Consider the following 19,836-nt stretch of genomic DNA (forward strand, 5'->3'; position numbering starts at 1 on the left):
CGTGCCCAACATTTCCCGAGACGAGGTCGCGCACCTCGCCAAGCTGGCCAGGCTGGCCGTGACCGACGACGAGCTGGACGTCTTCGCGGGCCAGCTCGACCAGATCCTGGACTCGGTGGCGAAGGTGAGCGAGGTCGCCGCGGAGGATGTCCCGCCGACCTCGCACGCCGTGCCGCTGACCAACGTCTTCCGTGACGACGTGGTCCAGCCCAGCCTCACGCAGCAGCAGGCACTGGCCGGTGCGCCGGCCGCCGAGGAGGGCCGGTTCCGGGTGCCGCGGATTCTGGGAGAAGAGCAGTGAGTGAACTCGTCAAGCTGACCGCCGCCGAGCTGGCGGCGAAGATCCACGCGCGTGAGGTGTCCGCCGTCGAGGTCGCCCAGGCGCACCTGGACCGGATCGCCGAGGTGGACGAGCACGTCCACGCGTTCCTGCACGTCGACACCGAGGGCGCGCTGGGCGCGGCCAAGAACGTCGACGAGCAGCTGGCCGCCGGCGACCAGCCCGCATCGCCGCTGGCCGGCGTGCCGCTGGCGCTGAAGGACGTCCTGACCACGAAGGGCATCCCCACCACGGTGGGCTCGCGCACGCTCGAGGGCTGGCTCCCGCCGTACGACGCGACGGTCACGCGCAGGCTGCGCGAAGCCGGCGTCGTCATCCTCGGCAAGACGAACATGGACGAGTTCGCGATGGGCTCGTCCACGGAGAACTCGGCTTTCGGCCCGACGCACAACCCGTGGGACCACGCGCGAATCCCGGGCGGCTCCGGCGGCGGCTCGTCCGCGTCGATCGCCGCGTTCGAGGCCGCGCTGGCCATCGGCACCGACACCGGCGGCTCGATCCGCCAGCCCGGCGCCGTCACCGGCACTGTCGGCGTGAAGCCGACGTACGGCGGCGTCTCGCGTTACGGCCTCGTCGCCTTCTCGTCGTCGCTCGACCAGGCCGGCCCGTGCGCGCGCACGGTGCTGGACGCCGCGCTGCTGCACGAGGTCATCGCCGGCTACGACCCGATGGACTCGACGTCCATCAAGGCCCCGGTTCCGCCCGTCGCCGCGGCTGCGCGCGAGGGGGCCAACGGCGACCTCAAGGGTGTCCGCGTCGGTGTCGTCAAGGAGTTCAGCGGCGACGGCTACCAGGGCGGCGTCCTGCGCTCGTTCCAGGCCGCGGTCGAGCAGCTGCGCGCGCTCGGCGCCGAGATCGTCGAGGTGTCGTGCCCGCACTTCACCTACGCGCTGCCCGCGTACTACTTGATCGCGCCGAGCGAGGCGTCGTCGAACCTGGCCAGGTTCGACGCCATGCGCTACGGCCTGCGCGTGTCCGACGACGGTTCGCACAGCGCCGAAGAGGTCATGTCGCTGACCCGCGAAAAGGGCTTCGGCGCGGAGGTGAAGCGCCGGATCATGCTGGGCACGTACGCGCTGTCGTCGGGTTACTACGACGCCTACTACGGCTCCGCGCAGAAGGTCCGCACGCTCATCACGCAGGACTTCTCCGACGCCTTCGGCAAGGTGGACGTGCTCGTGTCGCCGACCACGCCGACCACGGCGTTCAAGATCGGCGAGCGCGTGGACGACCCGATGGCGATGTACCTCGCCGACCTGTGCACCATCCCGTCGAACCTCGCGGGCAACGCCGCCATGAGCGTCCCGAGTGGACTGTCCGACGAGGACGGCCTGCCGGTCGGCCTGCAGATCATGGCCCCGGCGCTCGCCGACGACCGGCTCTACCGCGTCGGCGCCGCCTACGAGGCCGCGCGCGACGCCGCCGCCGGCGGATCGCTCGTGCACAAGGTCCCGGAGCTGGGAGGAACGAAGTGACTGCCGTGGCCGAGTTGATGGACTACGCCGACGTCGTCGAGCGGTTCGACCCGGTGCTCGGGCTCGAGGTCCACGTGGAGCTCAGCACGAACACGAAGATGTTCTGCGGCTGCGCCAACGAGTTCGGCGGCGAGCCGAACACCAAGGTCTGCCCCACCTGCCTGGGCCTGCCCGGCTCGCTGCCGGTCGTCAACGGCAAGGGCGTGGAGGGCGCGATCCGCATCGGCCTCGCACTCAACTGCGAGATCGCCGAGTGGTGCCGGTTCGCCCGGAAGAACTACTTCTACCCGGACCAGCCGAAGAACTTCCAGACCTCGCAGTACGACGAGCCGATCGCCTTCAACGGCTACCTCGACGTCACGCTGGACGACGGCGAGGTCGTGCGCGTGGAGATCGAGCGCGCGCACATGGAGGAGGACACCGGCAAGTCGCTGCACGTGGGCGGCGCGACCGGCCGGATCCACGGCGCGGACTACTCGCTGCTGGACTACAACCGCGCGGGCGTGCCGCTGATCGAGATCGTCACTAAGCCGATCGAGGGCACCGGCGAGCGGGCGCCCGAGGTCGCGCGGGCGTACGTCAGCGCGTTGCGGGACCTGCTGAGCGCGCTCGACGTGTCCGACGTCCGGATGGACCAGGGCTCGCTGCGCTGCGACGCGAACGTGTCGCTGATGGCCAAGGACGCCACCGAATTCGGCACGCGGACCGAGACGAAAAACGTCAACTCTCTGCGCAGCGTCGAGCGCGCCGTGCGGTACGAGATGACGCGCCAGGCGGCCATTCTCGCCGGCGGCGGCTCGATCAAGCAGGAGACGCGGCACTTCCAGGAGGCCGACGGCACCACGTCCGGCGGGCGCACCAAGGAGACCGCGGAGGACTACCGGTACTTCCCGGAGCCCGACCTGGTGCCGATCGCCCCCTCGCGCGAGTGGGTCGAGGAACTGCGCGCGACGCTGCCGGAAATGCCGTCCGAGCGGCGCAAGCGCATCCAGACCGAGTGGAGCCTGTCCGACGAGGCCCTGCGCGACCTGCTGAACGTGGGCGCCGTCGACCTCGTCGCGGCCACGGTCGAGGCCGGCGCGTCGCCGGACGAGGCCCGCGGCTGGTGGGTCAACACGCTCGCCCAGGAGGCCAACTCGCGTGAGGTGGAGCTCGCCGACCTGGCGATCACGCCGGCGCAGCTGGCCGAGGTCATCGCGCTGGTGTCCTCCGGCGAGCTGACGAACAAGCTCGCCAAGGAGGTCGTCCAGGGCGTCCTCGCGGGCGAGGGCTCGCCGCGCGAGGTCGTGGAGAAGCGCGGACTGAAGGTCGTCTCCGACGACTCCGCGCTGCTCGTCGCCGTGGACGAGGCGCTGGCCGCGCAGCCGGACATCGCGGACAAGATCCGCGGTGGCAAGGTCGCCGCGGCGGGCGCGATCGTCGGCGCGGTCATGAAGGCGACCAAGGGGCAGGCCGACGCCAAGCGCGTCCGCGAGCTGATCATCGAGCGCGTTGGTTCCTGAGTGTCGTTCTCCGTCAAACGTGTCACCTGGCGCGAGTGGCTCGGCCTGGCGGCCGGGCTGCTCGCGCTGGGCTCGCTCTTCCTGCCGTGGACGACGCTGACCGCGGACACGGCCACGCCGGACGTGCGCGACGCCTTCACATCGCTCCCTCACGGCGACGTCGTGCGGTCGGCGTGGAACGCGGATTTCTTCTCGTGGTTCCCGCCGTTCGTGCTACTGCTCGCCGGCGTGGCGGTGGTGCTTTTCGGGCAGGTGACGAAGGTGCGGACCAGCGGCCTGCCGCACCTGTGGCTCGTCGCCGGTCTCGGGGCGCTGCTGCTGATGGTCATCGGCTGGACCACACTCGACTGGATCTTCGACAGCGACCAGCGCGCCTTCCTGCAGACCGCCGGCGTCGAGATCAACGCCGGGATCGGGCGGTACCTGGGGCTGCTCTTCGCGGTGGTCTCGGTGGTGGCGGCTGTCCTGGACATCCGCGCTGCTCGCGCCGAAGCCCGAGCCCCACGCCCTCGTCGTTCCTGAGTGGCGACGCTCCGGCGATGCCGTAGCCCTTGGCTGGCGAGCGTTGCCGATCGTTGTTGCCGTTGACTGGCGAGGCCTCGCTGATTGTTGTCACCCTTGGTCGGCGACGTCCGGCTGAGCTGCGTCGTCTCTCGCCGGAACGGCTGTGTTCGCTCAGTGGCGACACCCTCGTGCCGCGCGGCAGCGGTGCTTGGCGTTGCCGACGAGCGGCGACGGTCGGTCGTCGGCAACCGGCGATAGCTGGGGAGTAGCCGCCAGATGGTGATGATCAGGATGTCGCCAATCGGCGACGATCAGACTGGCCCGCAAACCTAGCCGGTGTGCCGACTTGCCACTGAGCGGCGATGCCCGGTTCGCCGCTGATCGGCGACGTCCGGGGTTGCCGTCAATCGGCGATTTCCGGACTTGCCGCCAACTGGCGACGATCAGGCTGGTCGCCAACTGGCGATGCCCGGACTTGCCCCTAACCGGCGATGTCCGGGCTGGCCGCCAACCAGCGATGCCTGGACCCGCCGCGAACTGGTGACCGCCAGATTGCTGCTGACCGGCGACGTCTGAAGGGGTCGTCGCCAGTGGGCAACGGGGAAGGCGCCCGGCCGTCGATCGCCGGGGGAGGAGTTGCCGGTACCAAGCGGTCCAGGTCCTGACCAGGCAATCGCCAGTGGCGGGCGACAAGAAGACCACCAGGGCAGCTCAGTCCTTGCCCTGCCCGCCGTTGGTCTGGCTGATGGTGATGAGCACGACGCGGTCGTCACTGGAGACGGGTTTGCCGCCGTCCTTGTTGGTGGTGCCCGCGACGGCCACCTGGGGGTTGATCATGCCCATGCCGGCGAGGCGGCCGTACGTCGTGGGGGGCTTGCCCTTGCCGTCGAGGCTGATGGTGGGCTTGCCGGTGACGGCGCCGTCCGCGTTGACCGGCAGGTTCTGCAAGCCGCCCGACGAGGCGACGGCGAGGATGCCGTTCGCGTCGATGAAGTCCGCGCAGCCGCCGACGCCCGGTTTGTCCGGCCACGTCCACGCGGGCACCGTGAGCTGCTGGCCCGCCTGGACGCGGTAGACGGCGTCGGCGCTGCCCGGCTGGTCGGTGACCCACAGGCGTTTGCCGTCGGCGGAGCCGCAGATGCCGCCAGGGGCGTGGAGGCCGGAGGCGAACACCGCGGAGCTCGGCGTCGGGTTGTCGGCGGCGGGCTTGCCGGAGGTGTCGATCCGCAGGATTTTGCCCGCGAGCGAATTCGCGTCGGCGGCCGCCGACGGGTTGCCCGCGTCGCCCGTCGCGACGAGAAGCGCGCCACGGCCGTCGCTCGCCAATGCGCCGCGGTTGCCCGTCGTGCCCTTCGGGATGCCGGTGAGCACGGCCTTCGGCGCCTGGCCCTTCGCGAAGCGCACGACGCGGTTGTCCGTGGCCGTCGTCACGTACGCGAACACGAGCTGGTCCTCGACGTAGCTGGGCGAAAGCGCCAGCCCGGTCAGACCGCCGTCGCCGGTGGCCTGGACGTCGAGCTGCGCGAACGTCGTCGCGTCGTGGCCCGCGGTGGCGAGCAGGACGCGGCCGGACTTCCGCTCGCCGGCGAGGGCGCTGGGCGTGGTGCCGTCGCCGGGCAGCCCGGCCACGGCCGCGACGGTGTCCAGGCAGGTGGCGATCACGGCCTTGTCGAAGTCCTTGCAGCCCTGTGGCGGCGGGACCGGCGTCGGCGGCTGCTGCGACCCGCCCGGGTTGCCGGGGCCAGCCCCGGAATCGTCGCCGGGGCCCTGGACCTGCGGGGGCGACTCGGGGCTGGGGACGGGCGCGGGGCTGAACGTCTGGCCCGCGGCGCTGTCGTCGAACCGGGCACAGCCGGAAAGCAGGAGACCGCCGCAGGCCAGCAGGGCCAGCGGCGAGGACCACCGGTACCGGGTACGCACGGTGACCCAGCCTAGGTGGCGCCGCGTGAGCCACAGGTAAGTGGTTACCGTGGTGATCATGACCGTAACCGTGCTGGTCCCCGATGACGAGGGCGTCGCCGCGCTCTCGGAGGTCCCGCTCGTGCAGGCCGTGCGCTACCAATGGGGCGATCCGGCGCCGACGGAAGCCTCGAAGGCGGAAGTGCTCATCCCCGGCCGTCACCCGGCGGGCGACGAGCTGTGGCGCGAGCTGCCGAACCTCAAGCTGATCCAACTACTGACGGCGGGCGCCGACGACTGGATCGGCAAAGTCCCCGAGGGCGTTCTCCTCTCGACGTGCCGCGGCGCGCACGGCGGCAGCATGGCCGAGTGGGTCGTCGCGGTGCTGCTGTCGATGCACCGGCAGTTGGACGTCTTCGCCGACGCACAACGAGAAGCGCGTTGGACGCGGTTCTCGGCCGACACGCTGCAAGGCAAGCACGTGCTCGTCATCGGCGCCGGCGATCTCGGCCGGCAACTACGGCGGCGACTCGAACCGTTCGACGCGCGCTGCACGATGGTCGGCATGTCCGCGCGCGACGGTGTGCACGGCGTCGAGGAGCTGCCGGACCTGTTGCCGGTGCACGACGTCGTGGTGCTGATGGTCCCCCTCACGTCGCGTACGCGCGGCATGGTCGACGCGGAGTTCCTCGCCGCGATGCAGGACGGCGCAGTGCTGGTCAACGCCGCGCGCGGCCCCGTCGTGGCCACCGACGCGCTGGTTGCCGAACTGGCCGCGGGACGGCTACGCGCTGCCCTCGACGTCACCGACCCCGAACCGCTGCCGCCGGAACACCCCCTGTGGTCGGTGCCGGGCCTGCTGCTGACGCCGCACATCGGCGGGACGGTGAGCGGGGGCCGCCGCCGCTCGTACGCCGTCGCCGCGGCCGAGATCGCGCGGTACGCCGGCGGCGAGCTACCGGACAACCTGGTGCACGGGGAGTACTGAATTCGCCCGCTTGACGTCGAGATGGTGTGAGGAGGGAGACGAGGCGGTGTCGTACGCGGTGTGGACCGGTTCAGTGGACCGGTTCAGTGGAAAGGGGTCCCTGACCTCGGCGTGCTCGCTCGCGGCCGGGCGCGTCATCGCCTAATCTTCGCGCGTGACCAGTCAAGGGGACGACCACCAGACCAGTCTGCTGTCCGGCGTGGAGGACTCCAGCGGCGACGATTTCGACGAGCCGCGCCAGGCCGGCCTTGGCCTGGGCCTGCTGGTCCTTCGGCTCGGGCTGGGCGTGATCATGGGCGCGCACGGGCTGCAGCACCTGTTCGGCGCGTTCGGCGGGCCGGGGGTCGGCGGCTTCGCGCACGTGCTGGAGACGTTCGGCTACCACAAACAGACCACCCTGCTTTCGTGGATCACGGGTGTCACCGAGGTCGCGGGCGGGGCGCTGGTGCTCGTCGGCCTGTTCACCCCGCTCGCGGCCGCCGGGCTGCTCGCTGTGGCGGCCAACGTCGTCTACGCGAAGTTCCACGGCGGCTTCTTCGTGGGTGACGGCAAGGGCTTCGAGTTCGAGCTGCTGCTCGGCCTGGTCGCGCTGGCGCTGGTCTTTACGGGTTCCGGCCGAATTTCGCTGGAGAGGAACACGCCGTGGCGGAAACGGCCATTGCCGCTGGGGCTCGTTTCGCTACTGCTCGCCGCGGCGGCGTCTGTGGTGGTCATCGTCCTGACCCGGTGACTGGTGACCCGCTGAGGCGGGCTAAGACGAGCGAAAGGGCCGTTCACCACGGGTGAACGGCCCTTTCGCGTCAAAGTGGTCAGGTCGGGAGGCCTGGTGGATCGACCATGGCGGGCAATCCGGCAAACCTGGTCGGGTCAGCCAGATCAACAGGTAAGGCTGGTCGGTCGAACCTGCGAGGCCAAGCAAGTCGTGCCGACCGGCCGAGCCGAGGGCGGTCAGATCAGCGGACGGCCACAGGGCAGCCAGGCCGGACCGATCGATCCGGTCGGACCGACCCAGCCAAGGCGGCTCAGCCCAGCCAAGGCCGCTCAGCCCAGCCAAGGCCGCTCAGCCGAGGCCGCCCAGCCCAGCCAAGGCAGCTCAGCCGAGGCTGACCGACCCAGCCAAGATCGAACCCAGCCAAGTCCGAACCCAGCCAAAGCCGACCAGCCCAGTCAGGCCGACCAACGCACTCGGCCCGACCAACCCAGCCCCACGGTCAGCTCACTTGTTCGGGTCGCGCACCGCGCCCGTGTCCGCGGAGGTGGCCATCCGGGCGTACGCGCGCAGCGCCGCCGTGATCGGGCGCTGGCGGTCCTTCGGCTGCCACGGCCGTTCGGAGACTTCCATCTTCGACCGGCGCTCGGCCAGGATCTCGGGGGCGACCAGGAGTTCCAGGCGGCGTTCGTGGATGTCGAGGACGATCTGGTCGCCGTTTTCGACCAGGGCGATCAGGCCGCCCGCGGCCGCCTCGGGGGAGATGTGGCCGACCGAGATGCCCGAGGAGCCGCCGGAGAAGCGGCCGTCCGTGATCAGGGCGCACTTCTTGCCGAGGCCAGAGCCCTTGAGGAACGCCGTCGGGTGCAGCATCTCCTGCATGCCGGGGCCGCCGGCGGGACCCTCGTACCGGATCACCAGGACCTCGCCGGGCTGGATCTCCTTCTTGAGGATCGCCGAAACGGCCTCCTCCTGGCTTTCCAGCACGCGCGCCGGCCCCTGGAAGTGCCACAGGTCCTCGTCGATGCCCGCGGCCTTGATGACCGCGCCGTTCTCGGCGAGGTTGCCGCGCAGGATGGCCAGGCCGCCGTCCTTGGTGTACGCGTGCTCGACGTCGCGGATGCAACCGCCCGCCGCGTCGGTGTCCAGCGACGACCAGCGGTTGTCCGTGGAGAACGCCTTTGTGGTCCGCACACCGCCGGGCGCCGCGTGGAACAGCTCCAGTGCCTTCTCCGACGGGGACTCGGCGCGAACGTCCCACTCGTTCAGCCACGAGTCGATGTCGGGGGAGTGCACCGAGTGGACGTCGGTGTTCAGCAGCCCGCCGCGGTGCAGTTCGCCGAGGATGGCCGGGATTCCGCCGGCGCGGTGGACGTCCTCCATGTGGTAGTCGGAGTTCGGCGCCACCTTCGACAGGCACGGCACGCGGCGGCCGATCGCGTCGATCTCGCCGATGGTGAAGTCGACCTCGCCCTCCTGGGCGGCCGCGAGGATGTGCAGGACGGTGTTCGTCGAGCCGCCCATCGCCATGTCCAGCGCCATCGCGTTCTCGAACGCCGCCTTGGTGGCGATCGAGCGGGGCAGCGCGGACTCGTCGTCGTCGCCGTACCAGCGCTTGCACAGGTCGATCACGGTGCGGCCGGCGCCCGCGAACAGGTCGCGGCGCGCGGCGTGCGTCGCCAGCGTGGAGCCGTTGCCCGGCAGCGAAAGGCCGAGCGCCTCGGTCAGGCAGTTCATGGAGTTCGCGGTGAACATGCCGGAGCAGGAGCCGCAGGTCGGGCAAGCGGAGCGTTCGACGATCGACAGCCCCTCCTCGTCCACCTCGCTGTTCGCGGACGCGGAGATGGCGGTGATCAGGTCGGTCGGCGCCTGCGCGACCCCGCCGACGACCACGGCCTTGCCCGCCTCCATCGGCCCGCCGGAGACGAACACGGTCGGGATGTTCAGCCGCATGGCGGCGTTCAGCATGCCCGGCGTGATCTTGTCGCAGTTGGAGATGCACACGAGCGCGTCGGCCTGGTGCGCGTTGACCATGTACTCCACGGAGTCCGCGATGATCTCGCGCGAGGGCAGCGAGTAGAGCATGCCGGAGTGGCCCATCGCGATGCCGTCGTCGACGGCGATCGTGTGGAACTCGCGGGCGGTGCCGCCCGCCTCCTTGACCGCTTCCGCGACGATGTCGCCGAGGTCCTTGAGGTGCACGTGGCCCGGCACGAACTGCGTGTAGGAGTTGGCGATGGCGACGATCGGCTTGCCGAAGTCGCTGTCGGTCATTCCGGTCGCGCGCCAGAGCGAGCGCGCGCCCGCGGCGTTGCGGCCGTGGGTGGTGGTCCGGGAACGGAGGTGCGGCACGGCATTCTCCCAGGTCAGAAGGCTGGTCCAGGCGGAGTCACGAGATCGCCCCGCAAACTGGTCCTACCAATTCTACTCGCCCGGCTTCGCCTCGGACCCGGCGGTCTCCGCGGGAGCGGTCTCAGCAGCGGTCTTGGAAGCGGGCTCAGGAGTGGCCCCGGCGTCCGGTCCGGCCTTCGCCTCCGGCGTGGTCACGCCCGTCTCGGCGCCGGCTCCGTCGGCCTTACCGGTCTTGACGTCGTCGTCGCCCAGCACCCCGCTCGGGTCCTTGACCACGCCCTCGCTGACCAGCGCGAGTACGGGCAGGTGCCGCGTCCGCACGGTGGGCAGCGCGATCTGCGTGTCGTCCTGCAATACCGCGCGGACCCGCGACTTGCCGGTGATGGCCAGCCCCTTGAGTGCGGACCACGGCAGGTCGCGCTGGCCGAACATGGTCCGCACGGCGAGGCCCCGCTTGGTCGCGACGGTCCGCCACCGCGCGACGAACACGAACAACGCGATCGGGAAGACGTACAGCCACTGCAGCCCGCCGATCTCGCCGAGTGCGATCGGTGTCACACAGACGGTCAGGAGCCCGATCGCCAGGTATGCCGTGCTGGGGATCTTGAAGACGGCCTTCCGGCCCTCGTCCACGCTCTGGTCCTGCTCTTTTCCGTCCACGGGAGAATGGTGCACCGGCCCTCGCGCGGGCCTGCGCGCGGGTCTGCGGGGACAGTACTGGCCGTCCAGCATGCGGAATCGCCGTCCCGCAGAGTTGACACTCGCGCGGCGGCCGGTCTAACGTCAGCGCCGTGACAACGCACACCGGCCTCGTACTTCCCAAGCGCGTCGACGCTTAGGAAGAGTCCGCTGCGTCGACGCGCGACCCTCGTGCGACCTTATGGTCGGCGAGGGTTTTTTGTTGCGTGAAACCGGTTTTCGACCGGTGTACGGCCCCAGATAACCCGAACGAGTGACACCGACAACCCACGAGGCAGAACCGATGACCAGTGCCACGTCGCGCAGCGACGCGAAGCCCGGGCCCACCGCGCCCGGTGTCCCAGGAGCACGTCCGAAGCCGGCGCCGCCGGCGGGAACCCCGGTAAGGGTCACGGGCGCCCAGTCGCTTGTGCGCTCGCTCGAGGCGGTCGGCGCCGAGATCGTCTTCGGCATTCCCGGCGGAACGATCCTCCCCGCGTACGACCCGCTGCTCGACTCCACGAAGGTCCGGCACATCCTCGTCCGGCACGAGCAGGGCGCCGGGCACGCCGCCACCGGTTACGCCCAGGCGACCGGCAAGGTCGGCGTCTGCATGGCGACGTCGGGCCCCGGCGCCACGAACCTCGTCACCCCCCTGGCCGACGCGAACATGGACTCGGTCCCGATCGTCGCCATCACGGGGCAGCAGAGCCGTTCGCTGATCGGCACGGACGCGTTCCAGGAAGCCGACATCTGCGGCATCACCATGCCGATCACCAAGCACAACTTCCTCGTCACCGACCCGGCGGAGATCCCGCGGGCCATCGCCGAGGCGTTCCACCTGGCGTCGACGGGCCGACCCGGCCCGGTGCTGGTGGACATCCCCAAGGACGTGCTCCAGGAGATGACCTCGTTCTCCTGGCCCACGGAGCTGCGGCTGCCGGGCTACCGCCCGACGCTGCGGCCGCACGGCAAGCAGGTCCGCGAAGCCGCGAAGCTGATCGCGCAGGCCCACCGCCCGGTGCTGTACGTCGGCGGCGGTGTGATCAAGGCGGAGGCCTCCGAGCAGTTGCTGGAGCTGGCCGAGCTGACCGGCATCCCGGTCGCGACCACGCTAATGGCGCGGGGCGCGTTCCCGGACTCGCACCGCCAGCACGTCGGCATGCCCGGCATGCACGGCGCCGTCGCCGCCGTCGCGTCGATGCAGCGCGCCGACCTGCTGATCGCGCTCGGCGCGCGGTTCGACGACCGGGTCACCGGGCAGCTCTCGTCGTTCGCGCCCGACGCGAAGGTCGTCCACGCCGACATCGACCCGGCGGAGATCTCCAAGAACCGCAAGGCCGACGTGCCGATCGTGGGCGACTGCAAGGAGATCCTCGGCGAGCTGATCACCGCGGTGCGCGCCGAGTTCGACCACGGCCACCGCCCCGACCTCGCCGACTGGTGGACGCAGGTCGATTCGTGGCGGACGGACTACCCGGCCGGCTACGAGTGGCCCGACGACGGCTCGCTGTCGCCGCAGTACGTCATCGAGCGGATCGGCGAGCTGGTCGGCCCGGACGCGGTGTTCACCGCGGGCGTCGGCCAGCACCAGATGTGGGCCGCGCAGTTCATCAAGTACGAGAACCCGCGCACCTGGATCAACTCCGGCGGCCTCGGCACGATGGGTTACGCCGTCCCGGCCGCGATGGGCGCGCAGTTCGGCCTCCCCGACACGCCGGTGTGGGCGATCGACGGCGACGGCTGCTTCCAGATGACCAACCAGGAGCTCGCCACGTGCGCCATCGAGGGCGCGCCGATCAAGGTGGCCGTGATCAACAACGGCAACCTCGGCATGGTCCGGCAGTGGCAGAACCTGTTCTATTCCGAGCGGTACTCCAACACCGACCTCGGCACGCACAAGCACCGCATCCCGGACTTCACGCTGCTGGCCGAGGCGCTCGGCTGCGCCGGCCTGCGCTGTGAGACCAAGGAAGACGTCGACGCCACCATCCGCCGCGCGATGGAGATCAACGACCGTCCCGTCGTGATCGATTTCGTCGTGGGGAAGGATGCCCAGGTGTGGCCGATGGTGGCCGCGGGCACCGGGAACGACGAGATCATGTCGGTCCGCGGGATCCGGCCGCTGTTCGACGACGACGACGTTTCGCAGGAAGTGGCCGAGACCGCCACAACCGCGGAAGGAGAAGACCGATGACCGTCCACACGCTCAGCGTGCTGGTCGAGAACAAGCCCGGTGTGCTCGCCCGGGTTTCCGGACTGTTCTCCCGCCGCGGCTTCAACATCGAGTCTCTCGCCGTCGGGCCCACGGAGAACCCCGAGGTGTCCCGCATGACGATCGTGGTCGCCGTTGAGGAGCTACCGCTCGAACAGGTGACCAAACAGCTCAACAAGCTGGTGAACGTGATCAAGATCGTGGAGCTGGAACAGTCCACGGCGGTGCAGCGCGAACTGCTGCTCGTGAAGGTCCGGGCCGACAACACCGTGCGCAGCCAGGTGCTCGAGACCGTCCAGCTCTTCCGTGCCAAGGTGGTGGACGTGTCCCCCGAGGCGCTCACCGTCGAGGCGACCGGCACGTCGGACAAGATCGGCGCGCTGCTGCGGATGCTCGAGCCGTACGGCATCCGGGAGCTCGTGCAGTCCGGGATGGTCGCGGTCGGGCGCGGGGCCCGCTCGATCACCGCCACCTCGCCCCGCTGACAGTGTTCCCGGGGGCCGGACCCCCAGACCCCCCATCGGAGGGCAAGCCCGCGCTTGCCCCAAGACGTTCAGAAGTCAGGAAAGGAAGTAGTACCCCCCATGGCAGTGGAAATCTTCTACGACGACGACGCGGACCTTTCGATCATCCAGGGTCGCAAGGTCGCCGTGATCGGCTATGGCAGCCAGGGCCACGCCCACTCGCTGAGCCTGCGCGACTCGGGTGTCGACGTCCGGATCGGCCTGCAGGAGGGGTCGAAGTCCCGCGCCAAGGCCGAAGAGCAGGGCCTGCGCGTGCTGTCGGTGGCGGAGGCCGCGGCCGAGGCCGACCTCATCATGATCCTCGCGCCGGACACCAAGCAGCGGTTCATCTACGAAGAGCACATCGCGCCGAACCTGAAGGACGGCGACGCGATCTTCTTCGGCCACGGCTTCAACATCCGCTACGACCTGATCAAGCCGCCGGGCAACGTGGACGTCGCCATGGTCGCGCCGAAGGGCCCGGGCCACCTGGTCCGCCGGCAGTTCGTCGACGGCAAGGGCGTGCCCTGCCTGATCGCGGTCGAGCAGGACGCCACGGGCGGCGCGCAGGCGCTCGCGCTCTCCTACGCCGCGGCCATCGGCGGCGCGCGGGCGGGCGTCATCAAGACGACCTTCACCGAGGAGACCGAGACCGACCTCTTCGGCGAGCAGGCCGTGCTCTGCGGCGGTGCCTCCGCGCTGGTGCAGACCGGTTTCGAGGTGCTCACCGAGGCCGGCTACGCCCCGGAGATCGCCTACTTCGAGGTGCTGCACGAGCTCAAGCTGATCGTCGACCTCATGTACGAGGGCGGCATCGCGCGCCAGCGCTACTCCATCTCCGACACGGCCGAGTACGGCGACCTCACCCGCGGCCCGCGCGTGATCTCGCCCGCGGTCAAGGCGGAGATGAAGAAGATCCTGGGCGAGATCCAGGACGGCACCTTCGCCCGCGAGTGGGTGGCCGAGGACGAGGCCGGTCGGCCGAACTTCATCAAGCTCGAGGAGCAGGGCAACCAGCACCCGATCGAGGCGACCGGCAAGAAGCTGCGCGACCTGATGTCCTGGGTGGACCGGCCGATCACCGAGACTGCCTGAGTCCTGCCTTCGGATCCGATCACAGCGGGTCCGATTACCGCGGATCCGGGCACCTCGGTGGTCCCGACTGTCGCGGTGGTCCCGATCGCCGCGGCGGTCCCGATCACCTCGGTGGTCCCGATTGCCGAAGTGGTCCCGATCGCCGTGGTTCCGGTCGCGAACGGCCCCCTCGCCCTGCCGGGTGAGGGGGCCGTTCCCGTCCGCGTGGCCGTCCCTTGTGGCCGGTGACCGGGTGGTTACGCTGGCGTCATGACTGATCAGCCGGTCGATGACAAGGCGCACATCCGGCACGAACTCGACCTGGCCGACGCCGAGTGGATCCGGGGCGAGCAGGAAGGCATCACACTCGAGAACCGCCTTGAGTTCGCCTTCGTGCCGCACACCGATGGCGTCACCTACGTGGCATTGCGGCATTCCGTGGAGCCGGACGGCCTCACGATGGTGTTCACGCCTTCGGAATGGGATGCGTTCGTGAAAGGCGTCGAGGACGGGGAGTTCGAACTACCCGGGGACTTCTCGAAGTAGCCGTTGATCGGCGACGGGCTGTGCTCCTGCTGGTCCTCGTTGCTCGCGAGGTCAGGCCGGCTGGTCGCCCAGGCTCGCGATCAGCTCCGGCAGCCGTCCCGCGGTCGCGGCCAGCGAGAGGTGGTCGCCGTAGTCACGGGACTCGACGATCAGGCCGTCGCGCACCCGCACCACGAAGATGTTGTTGACGCGGAACGGTTTTCCACCGAGTTCACCCTCGTAGCCGAATTCGCCGATGATCACCTCCGGATCGGTCGACTGGTACGTCACGAGGTCGGTCGCCTGCATCCGGATCCCCAACTCGCCGGCCGACGCGAAGTGGGTCCGCAGGTCGTCGCGGGTTTTCAGGGCCGGTGCGTTCGGCAGGAACGGGTGACTGACGTCGGTCTGCTCGGCGTAGAGGTCCGGGAGCTCGGCCCAGCGGCCGTCCGAGACGCCGAAGCAGAGCCGTTGGAACACACCCAGTGGGCTCTTGCGGTCGGCCAGTTCGGCGGGCCGGGGCGCGATGGGCCCGGGCACGTGCGCCGGGGCTTGCGCGTAGGCGTCCGCGAGCTGGTCGGTGCCGCCCTGGACGGCGGCCAGCTTGAGGTAGTCGTGGTAGTCGCGGGTGTGGACGAGCAGCCCGTCGCGCGCGCGGATCACCAGGATGTTGGCGGTTTCGGTGCTCCGCCCCGTCTTGAGGGACTCCACCGTGTTCCGGTATTCGGCGACGATCACCTCGGGATCCGTCGTCTCGTGGACGACCACGTCGTGGCCCTTCAGGCGCAGCGTCGCCCCGAGCCCGCCGGTGAACCGGTCGTGGAGGGCTTGGCGCCCCTCCAGCCGCCCGGGCCGCGGCACCGCCGTCGGATGCTCGACCACGGTGTCCTCGGCGTACAACGACGAAAGCTCGTCGTACCGCCCCTCGGACAGGCCATCGGAAAGGCGAGTGAACACATCGGCGGGTTTGGTCATGAAGCCCTCCAGTGGACGCGATGAAACGGAGTATCTAGTCCGTATACTCGACGACCATACGGACTAGCTACTCCGGTTGTCCACTGGTCGGCGCTTGGCGGGGCGCTGAGCAGGGTTTGGCCGCTGGGTGGCTACGGCTCGGGAGCGTGCTCCGGGCCGGCCAGCTGCTGCAGCAGGACGCGGGCCTCCGGCTGGTCGCACGCCTCGGCCCAGCCTTCGGGGGTGCTGTTCCATTGGCTGTCGCGGACGGTGAGGTCGGCGCCGGCCGCGGTGAGCGCGGTGATGACGTCCAGCCGGCCGCCCTCCGCGGCGAGGTGCAGCGCAGTGATGCCCACGCCGTGCTCCGGACCGCCGAACGTGCCCACGCGGTTCACGTCGGCGCCCAGTTCGAGCAGCGTCCGCACCACGGCGAGCCGGCCCCGGGCGACGGCCCACGTCAAGGCGGTGCCGCGGTAGACGTCGGCGTCCAGGTCCGCGCCGCGGGCGGTGAGCGTCCGGATTGCTTCCACGCGATCGTTGCGCGCGGCCCAGCTGAGGGCTTCGTCGCGGATCTCGGCCGGGTCGTCCGTGGGACGCCAGAACGGGAATCCGCTGTGCGGGCGGTAGAACTCGCGGTGCTCGCCCGCGCCCGGCGCGAGTGTCCCGTTCGGACGGATGAGCTCGTCCAACAGTGCGAGGTCGCCGAGGCCAGCGGCGACCCGGAGGTTGTGAGGGGACCGTTCGCGCGCCGCCAGTTTTTTGGCCACGGCCCGGTTTCCCCAGAACAGGGCGACGATCAGGGGAGTCCCGCCGTCGCCGCGCGCGGAAACGTCCAGTGGTGCGCCGGCGTCGAGCAGCATGCCGGCGAGCAGCGGCAGCTTGCTGTAGGCGGCCTGGTGCAGCGGCGTCCAGCCGTGCGCGTTGGCGCGTGACGGGTCGGCGCCGCGATCGAGGAGCACGCGCGTGAGCCGTTCGTCGCCGGTGGCGCCGGCCATGCCGAGCAGGTCGTTGCCGTTGGTGCCGCGGGCGTGGACCAGCTGGGGGAACGCGTCGAGCATCGCCGCCAGCCCGTCGACGTCGCGCGCTTCGACCAGCCGGTACGCGCGGGCGAAAGGTTCGCCGCTTTCCGGCAACGCCGCGACGTGCTCGCGTAACGCCCGCCACGAGCCGAAACCGTGCTCCCGCGCGACGACCGCCCGGGCGCCGTCGCGGGTGAGGGCCTGACCGTGGCGTTCGAACGCCACGCACGCGCCGGGCGTGCCATCTTCGGCGGACGCGAGCAGCCCGATCGCGCGGTCGGCGTAGTAGCCGACGTCGGCGTGGTAGGCGTGCTGCAGGTCTGGCCCGTTTTCGGCGACGCGGCGGACGTACGCCTGCAGCTTGGGCCAGCTCGGGAAACCGTGCTCGCGCGCGATGCGGAACTGCGCTTCGGACAGCTTCACGGCTTCGGCGCGCGCGAGTTCTTTCGCGCGTTTACGCAACTGCTCCAGGCTGGGATTCGCGGGCAGCGTGCCCATAGTGCCTCCTTCCCTCGTCGCCCGTGGTCCGCCGGCACCGGGCAGGAAAGAAGGTGCGGAACTGGTGGTGCTGTGCTGCGGGGGTGGGCTCAGCCCTTTCCGCGGACGGGACGCGGCCCTCACCGCGTCCCGCCAGCTTACCTCGGGGCCCGCCGCTCGCTGCTCAGGTCAGCAGGGCGGCGAGGGCGCGGTAGGACCGCGGGGTCCGGGCCAGCACCTGGACGCAGACGTGGTCGGCGCCCGCGTCGAGATGGGCCCGGATCCGGTCGGCGACCTGCTGTTCGCCGCGGAAGGCGACCAACGCGTCGACGAGCCGGTCGCTGCCGCCGCCGGACAGGTCGTCGTCGGTGAAGCCGAGCCGACGGAGGTTCGACCGGTGGTGCGGGGCGAGCTTCACGTACGTGCCAACGTGTTCCCGGGCCACCTCACGCGCCGTCTCGGTGTCGCCGTCCAGCACCACCGCCTGCTCGACCGCGAGGTACGCGCTCTGGCCGAGCTGTTCCCTGGCCAGCGCCGTGTGCTCCGGCGGGACGAAGTACGGGTGGGCCCCGTCGGCCTGCTCCGCCGCCAGGTCCAGTGCCTTCGGGCCGAGCGCCGCGAGCACCCGGCGCGGCCGCAGTGCCGGCGGCGGCAGTCCGGGCAGGTCGGCCTGGTCCATGCCGGCCAGGTATTCGCGTATCGCCGCGAGCGGCCGCTGGCCCGGGAAGTGCCCGCCCAGGCCGACGACGAACCGGCCGGGGTACGCCTCGCCGAGCGCCCGCGTCGCGGCCTCCGCCGTGATCGGCGCCCGTCGGTCGAACCGCGCGATCCCGGTCGCCACCGTCAGCTTCGACGTGGCCGCGAGGATCAGCGCGGCTTGCGTGAACGCGTCCCGCCCGCCGTATTCGCCGAACCAGAGCGCGTCGAAGCCCAGCTCCTCCACCTCGGCGGCGGTCTCGCGCAGGGCGCCGACCGGGACACCGTCGAAGAACTGCCAGATTCCCACGCTCATCGCGTCACCTCGGCCAGTGCCGGGGCCAGCTCGGCCAGATCGTCCACAATGGATTCGAAGGAGCCGGCGGACGGGGTGACGAGCACGTGGTCCGCGCCGGCGTCGAGGAGTTCGCCGAGCCGCTTCGCGATCGTCTTCGCGTTGCCCCAGATGAGGTAGTCGTCGACGAAGCGGTCGCTGGGGCCGTTGATGTCGGAGTCGGTGAAGCCGAGCCGTTTCCAGCCTGCGATGTACGCTTTCACGTTGTGTTCGTGTGAAAGCGCCACGCTGCGGCGGACGCTCGCCCTGGCTTCTTCGCGGCTGCCGAGCAGCACCGTCTGCTGCGGGATCAGCAGTTTGTCCGGCCCGAGGATTTCGCGGGCGTACGGCGTGTGCCCGACCGTCTGGGCGAACGGGTGCGCGCCGTCGGCGTGGTCGCGGGCCAGCGCCAGCATTTTGGGCCCGACAGCGGCCAGTACCCGGGGAAACGCCACCGGGGAAGGGTTCTCCGCCGCACTGGCGTCCATTTCGGACAGATAGTCCCGCAGCTGTTCCACCGGCCGGTATCGCTTGCCGAGCTTCGCCGTCTGGAACTCGTGCCCGGCGCCGATGCCGAGCACGAACCGGCCGGGGTATGCCTGCGCGAGCGTCGCCCCGCCCTTTTCGGCGGTCCGCCCCGCCCGCGACCACATGTTGGCGATGCCGGTGCCGAGTACGACGTCCGGCACCGAGGCGAGCAGGTCGCCGAAGTGTGCGAACACCTCGCGCGTGCCGGGTCCTTCACCGCTCCAGACCGAGCGGTAGCCGAGCGCGGCGAGCTGCCGGGTCGCCGCGCGTTCGACGTCCGGCGGTGGGGCCAGTGGCGCGCTCGGCAGCCACGCGCCGATCGCGCCGAGCCGGGCCCGGGTGTCTTCGAGCAGGGTCATCTCGTTCCCTCCAGTAATCCGAGGCTGCCTCCGGTTAACATACGGAGGCTGCCTCCGAATGTCTACCGGGTAGCATTGGCGGGGCGATGACCGAAGTGAAGCCGATGCGCGCGGACGCCCGCCGTAACTACGAACGCCTCCTCGAGGAGGCGGAGCGTGCGTTCACCGAGCACGGCGTCGACGCGTCGCTGGAAGACATCGCCCGCCGCGCCGGCGTTGGCATCGGCACGCTCTACCGGCACTTCCCGACCCGGGAAGCACTACTCGAGACGCTCCTGCGCGCCCGGTTCGACGTCCAGGCCGAGCGGGCGCGCGAACTGCTCACCCACGCCGAGCCGCTGACCGCCCTGCAGACCTGGCTGGCGGGGCTCGGCGACACCACCGGCACCTTCCGCGGGTTGGTCGAACTGACCGCGGACGCGCTCAACGACGAGTCGTCGCGGCTGTACGCGTCCTGCCACGCTATGCGCGAGGCGGGTTCCCATCTAGTGGAACGTGCGAAGCAGGCAGGCGAGCTCCGCGCCGACGTCACGGCGAACGAGCTGCTTCTGTTGCTGCACGCGGCATCCTGGGCCGGTGCGCACCTGCCCGGCGACGGAGGCATGCAACGCCTCCTTGCTCTTGTTTTCGAGGGATTGCGGGCGAGTTAACACCGGGAGAAGCCAGGGGCCGGTCCAGCGGGTTAAACTCCGCCTTGACCGGGGC

The 19,836-nt window shown here is 70.4% G+C and carries 18 protein-coding genes; 11 read left to right on the forward strand and 7 right to left on the reverse strand.

The annotated features are described in order from the left end of the window. Position 1 precedes the first annotated feature (1 nt). From gatC to OG943_RS46195, 4 genes are read left to right on the forward strand one after another with little or no spacing between them, the layout of a single operon-like run. Positions 2-301 carry an Asp-tRNA(Asn)/Glu-tRNA(Gln) amidotransferase subunit GatC gene (gatC, locus tag OG943_RS46180; protein WP_328607196.1) on the forward strand — a complete coding sequence of 100 codons (300 nt, stop codon included), beginning with the start codon at positions 2-4 and terminating at the stop codon, positions 299-301. Next, positions 298-1,815 carry an Asp-tRNA(Asn)/Glu-tRNA(Gln) amidotransferase subunit GatA gene (gene gatA / locus OG943_RS46185; RefSeq protein WP_328607197.1) on the forward strand — a complete coding sequence of 506 codons (1,518 nt, stop codon included), beginning with the start codon at positions 298-300 and terminating at the stop codon, positions 1,813-1,815. The genes gatC and gatA overlap by 4 nt, the downstream gene beginning before the upstream one ends. Continuing rightward, positions 1,812-3,317, forward strand: coding sequence for an Asp-tRNA(Asn)/Glu-tRNA(Gln) amidotransferase subunit GatB (gene gatB, locus OG943_RS46190; RefSeq protein ID WP_328607198.1), 1,506 nt, complete (start codon positions 1,812-1,814; stop codon positions 3,315-3,317). The genes gatA and gatB overlap by 4 nt, the downstream gene beginning before the upstream one ends. Next, a complete protein-coding gene (locus OG943_RS46195; RefSeq protein ID WP_328607199.1) occupies positions 3,318-3,839 on the forward strand; it encodes a hypothetical protein in 522 nt (173 codons plus the stop codon). A gap of 693 nt (positions 3,840-4,532) precedes the next feature. Here the strand turns inward: OG943_RS46195 and OG943_RS46200 are convergent. Further along, positions 4,533-5,741: a PQQ-dependent sugar dehydrogenase gene (locus OG943_RS46200; protein WP_328612350.1), complete on the reverse strand. Its 1,209-nt coding sequence runs from the start codon at positions 5,739-5,741 to the stop codon at positions 4,533-4,535. Positions 5,742-5,799: 58 nt separating this feature from the next. Between OG943_RS46200 and OG943_RS46205 the strand changes: the two genes are divergently transcribed. Together OG943_RS46205 and OG943_RS46210 are read left to right on the forward strand one after the other, a co-directional pair. Continuing rightward, on the forward strand, positions 5,800-6,708 hold the full coding sequence (locus tag OG943_RS46205) for an NAD(P)-dependent oxidoreductase (RefSeq protein WP_328607200.1): 909 nt from the start codon (positions 5,800-5,802) through the stop codon (positions 6,706-6,708). A gap of 187 nt (positions 6,709-6,895) precedes the next feature. Next, complete coding sequence (locus tag OG943_RS46210; protein ID WP_442874849.1) at positions 6,896-7,438, forward strand: DoxX family membrane protein; 543 nt, start codon at positions 6,896-6,898, stop codon at positions 7,436-7,438. A 486-nt stretch (positions 7,439-7,924) separates the two neighbouring features. Here the strand turns inward: OG943_RS46210 and ilvD are convergent, their stop codons facing one another. Next, positions 7,925-9,769 carry a dihydroxy-acid dehydratase gene (gene ilvD, locus OG943_RS46215; protein ID WP_328607202.1) on the reverse strand — a complete coding sequence of 615 codons (1,845 nt, stop codon included), beginning with the start codon at positions 9,767-9,769 and terminating at the stop codon, positions 7,925-7,927. 72 nt (positions 9,770-9,841) lie between these two features. Then, positions 9,842-10,429: a PH domain-containing protein gene (locus tag OG943_RS46220; RefSeq protein WP_442874666.1), complete on the reverse strand. Its 588-nt coding sequence runs from the start codon at positions 10,427-10,429 to the stop codon at positions 9,842-9,844. Between the two features lie 322 nt (positions 10,430-10,751). Between OG943_RS46220 and OG943_RS46225 the strand changes: the two genes are divergently transcribed. From OG943_RS46225 to OG943_RS46240, 4 genes are all read left to right on the forward strand, one after another. After that, entirely contained in the window at positions 10,752-12,644 is a 1,893-nt protein-coding gene (locus tag OG943_RS46225) for an acetolactate synthase large subunit (RefSeq protein WP_328607203.1), read from the forward strand. Further along, the gene (gene ilvN / locus OG943_RS46230) at positions 12,641-13,147 is read left to right on the forward strand and encodes an acetolactate synthase small subunit (protein ID WP_086842284.1); all 507 of its coding nucleotides are present in this window, start codon (positions 12,641-12,643) and stop codon (positions 13,145-13,147) included. Before OG943_RS46225 ends, ilvN begins: the two co-directional genes overlap by 4 nt. 99 nt (positions 13,148-13,246) lie before the next feature. Continuing rightward, entirely contained in the window at positions 13,247-14,260 is a 1,014-nt protein-coding gene (gene ilvC, locus OG943_RS46235) for a ketol-acid reductoisomerase (RefSeq protein ID WP_328607204.1), read from the forward strand. A gap of 249 nt (positions 14,261-14,509) precedes the next feature. Beyond that, the gene (locus OG943_RS46240) at positions 14,510-14,785 is read left to right on the forward strand and encodes a DUF397 domain-containing protein (RefSeq protein ID WP_328607205.1); all 276 of its coding nucleotides are present in this window, start codon (positions 14,510-14,512) and stop codon (positions 14,783-14,785) included. Between the two features lie 51 nt (positions 14,786-14,836). On the opposite strand, the gene OG943_RS46245 is transcribed toward OG943_RS46240, so the two are convergent. The 4 genes from OG943_RS46245 to OG943_RS46260 all read right to left on the reverse strand — a co-directional run bounded on the left by OG943_RS46245 (position 14,837) and on the right by OG943_RS46260 (position 19,131). Beyond that, positions 14,837-15,739, reverse strand: a complete 903-nt coding sequence (locus OG943_RS46245; protein WP_328607206.1) for a nuclear transport factor 2 family protein — start codon at positions 15,737-15,739, stop codon at positions 14,837-14,839. 131 nt (positions 15,740-15,870) lie between these two features. Then, on the reverse strand, positions 15,871-17,235 hold the full coding sequence (locus OG943_RS46250) for an ankyrin repeat domain-containing protein (protein ID WP_328607207.1): 1,365 nt from the start codon (positions 17,233-17,235) through the stop codon (positions 15,871-15,873). 163 nt (positions 17,236-17,398) lie between these two features. After that, complete coding sequence (locus OG943_RS46255) at positions 17,399-18,226, reverse strand: TIGR03620 family F420-dependent LLM class oxidoreductase (RefSeq protein ID WP_328607208.1); 828 nt, start codon at positions 18,224-18,226, stop codon at positions 17,399-17,401. Beyond that, positions 18,223-19,131 (reverse strand): TIGR03620 family F420-dependent LLM class oxidoreductase, encoded by a 909-nt coding sequence (locus OG943_RS46260; RefSeq protein ID WP_328607209.1) that lies wholly within the window; start codon positions 19,129-19,131, stop codon positions 18,223-18,225. Before OG943_RS46260 ends, OG943_RS46255 begins: the two co-directional genes overlap by 4 nt. An 86-nt stretch (positions 19,132-19,217) precedes the next feature. On the opposite strand from OG943_RS46260, the gene OG943_RS46265 reads away from it, so the two are divergent. Further along, on the forward strand, positions 19,218-19,781 hold the full coding sequence (locus OG943_RS46265) for a TetR/AcrR family transcriptional regulator (RefSeq protein ID WP_328607210.1): 564 nt from the start codon (positions 19,218-19,220) through the stop codon (positions 19,779-19,781). Positions 19,782-19,836: the final 55 nt, after the last annotated feature.

Source organism: Amycolatopsis sp. NBC_00345, from assembly GCF_036116635.1.
GTDB lineage: Bacteria > Actinomycetota > Actinomycetes > Mycobacteriales > Pseudonocardiaceae > Amycolatopsis.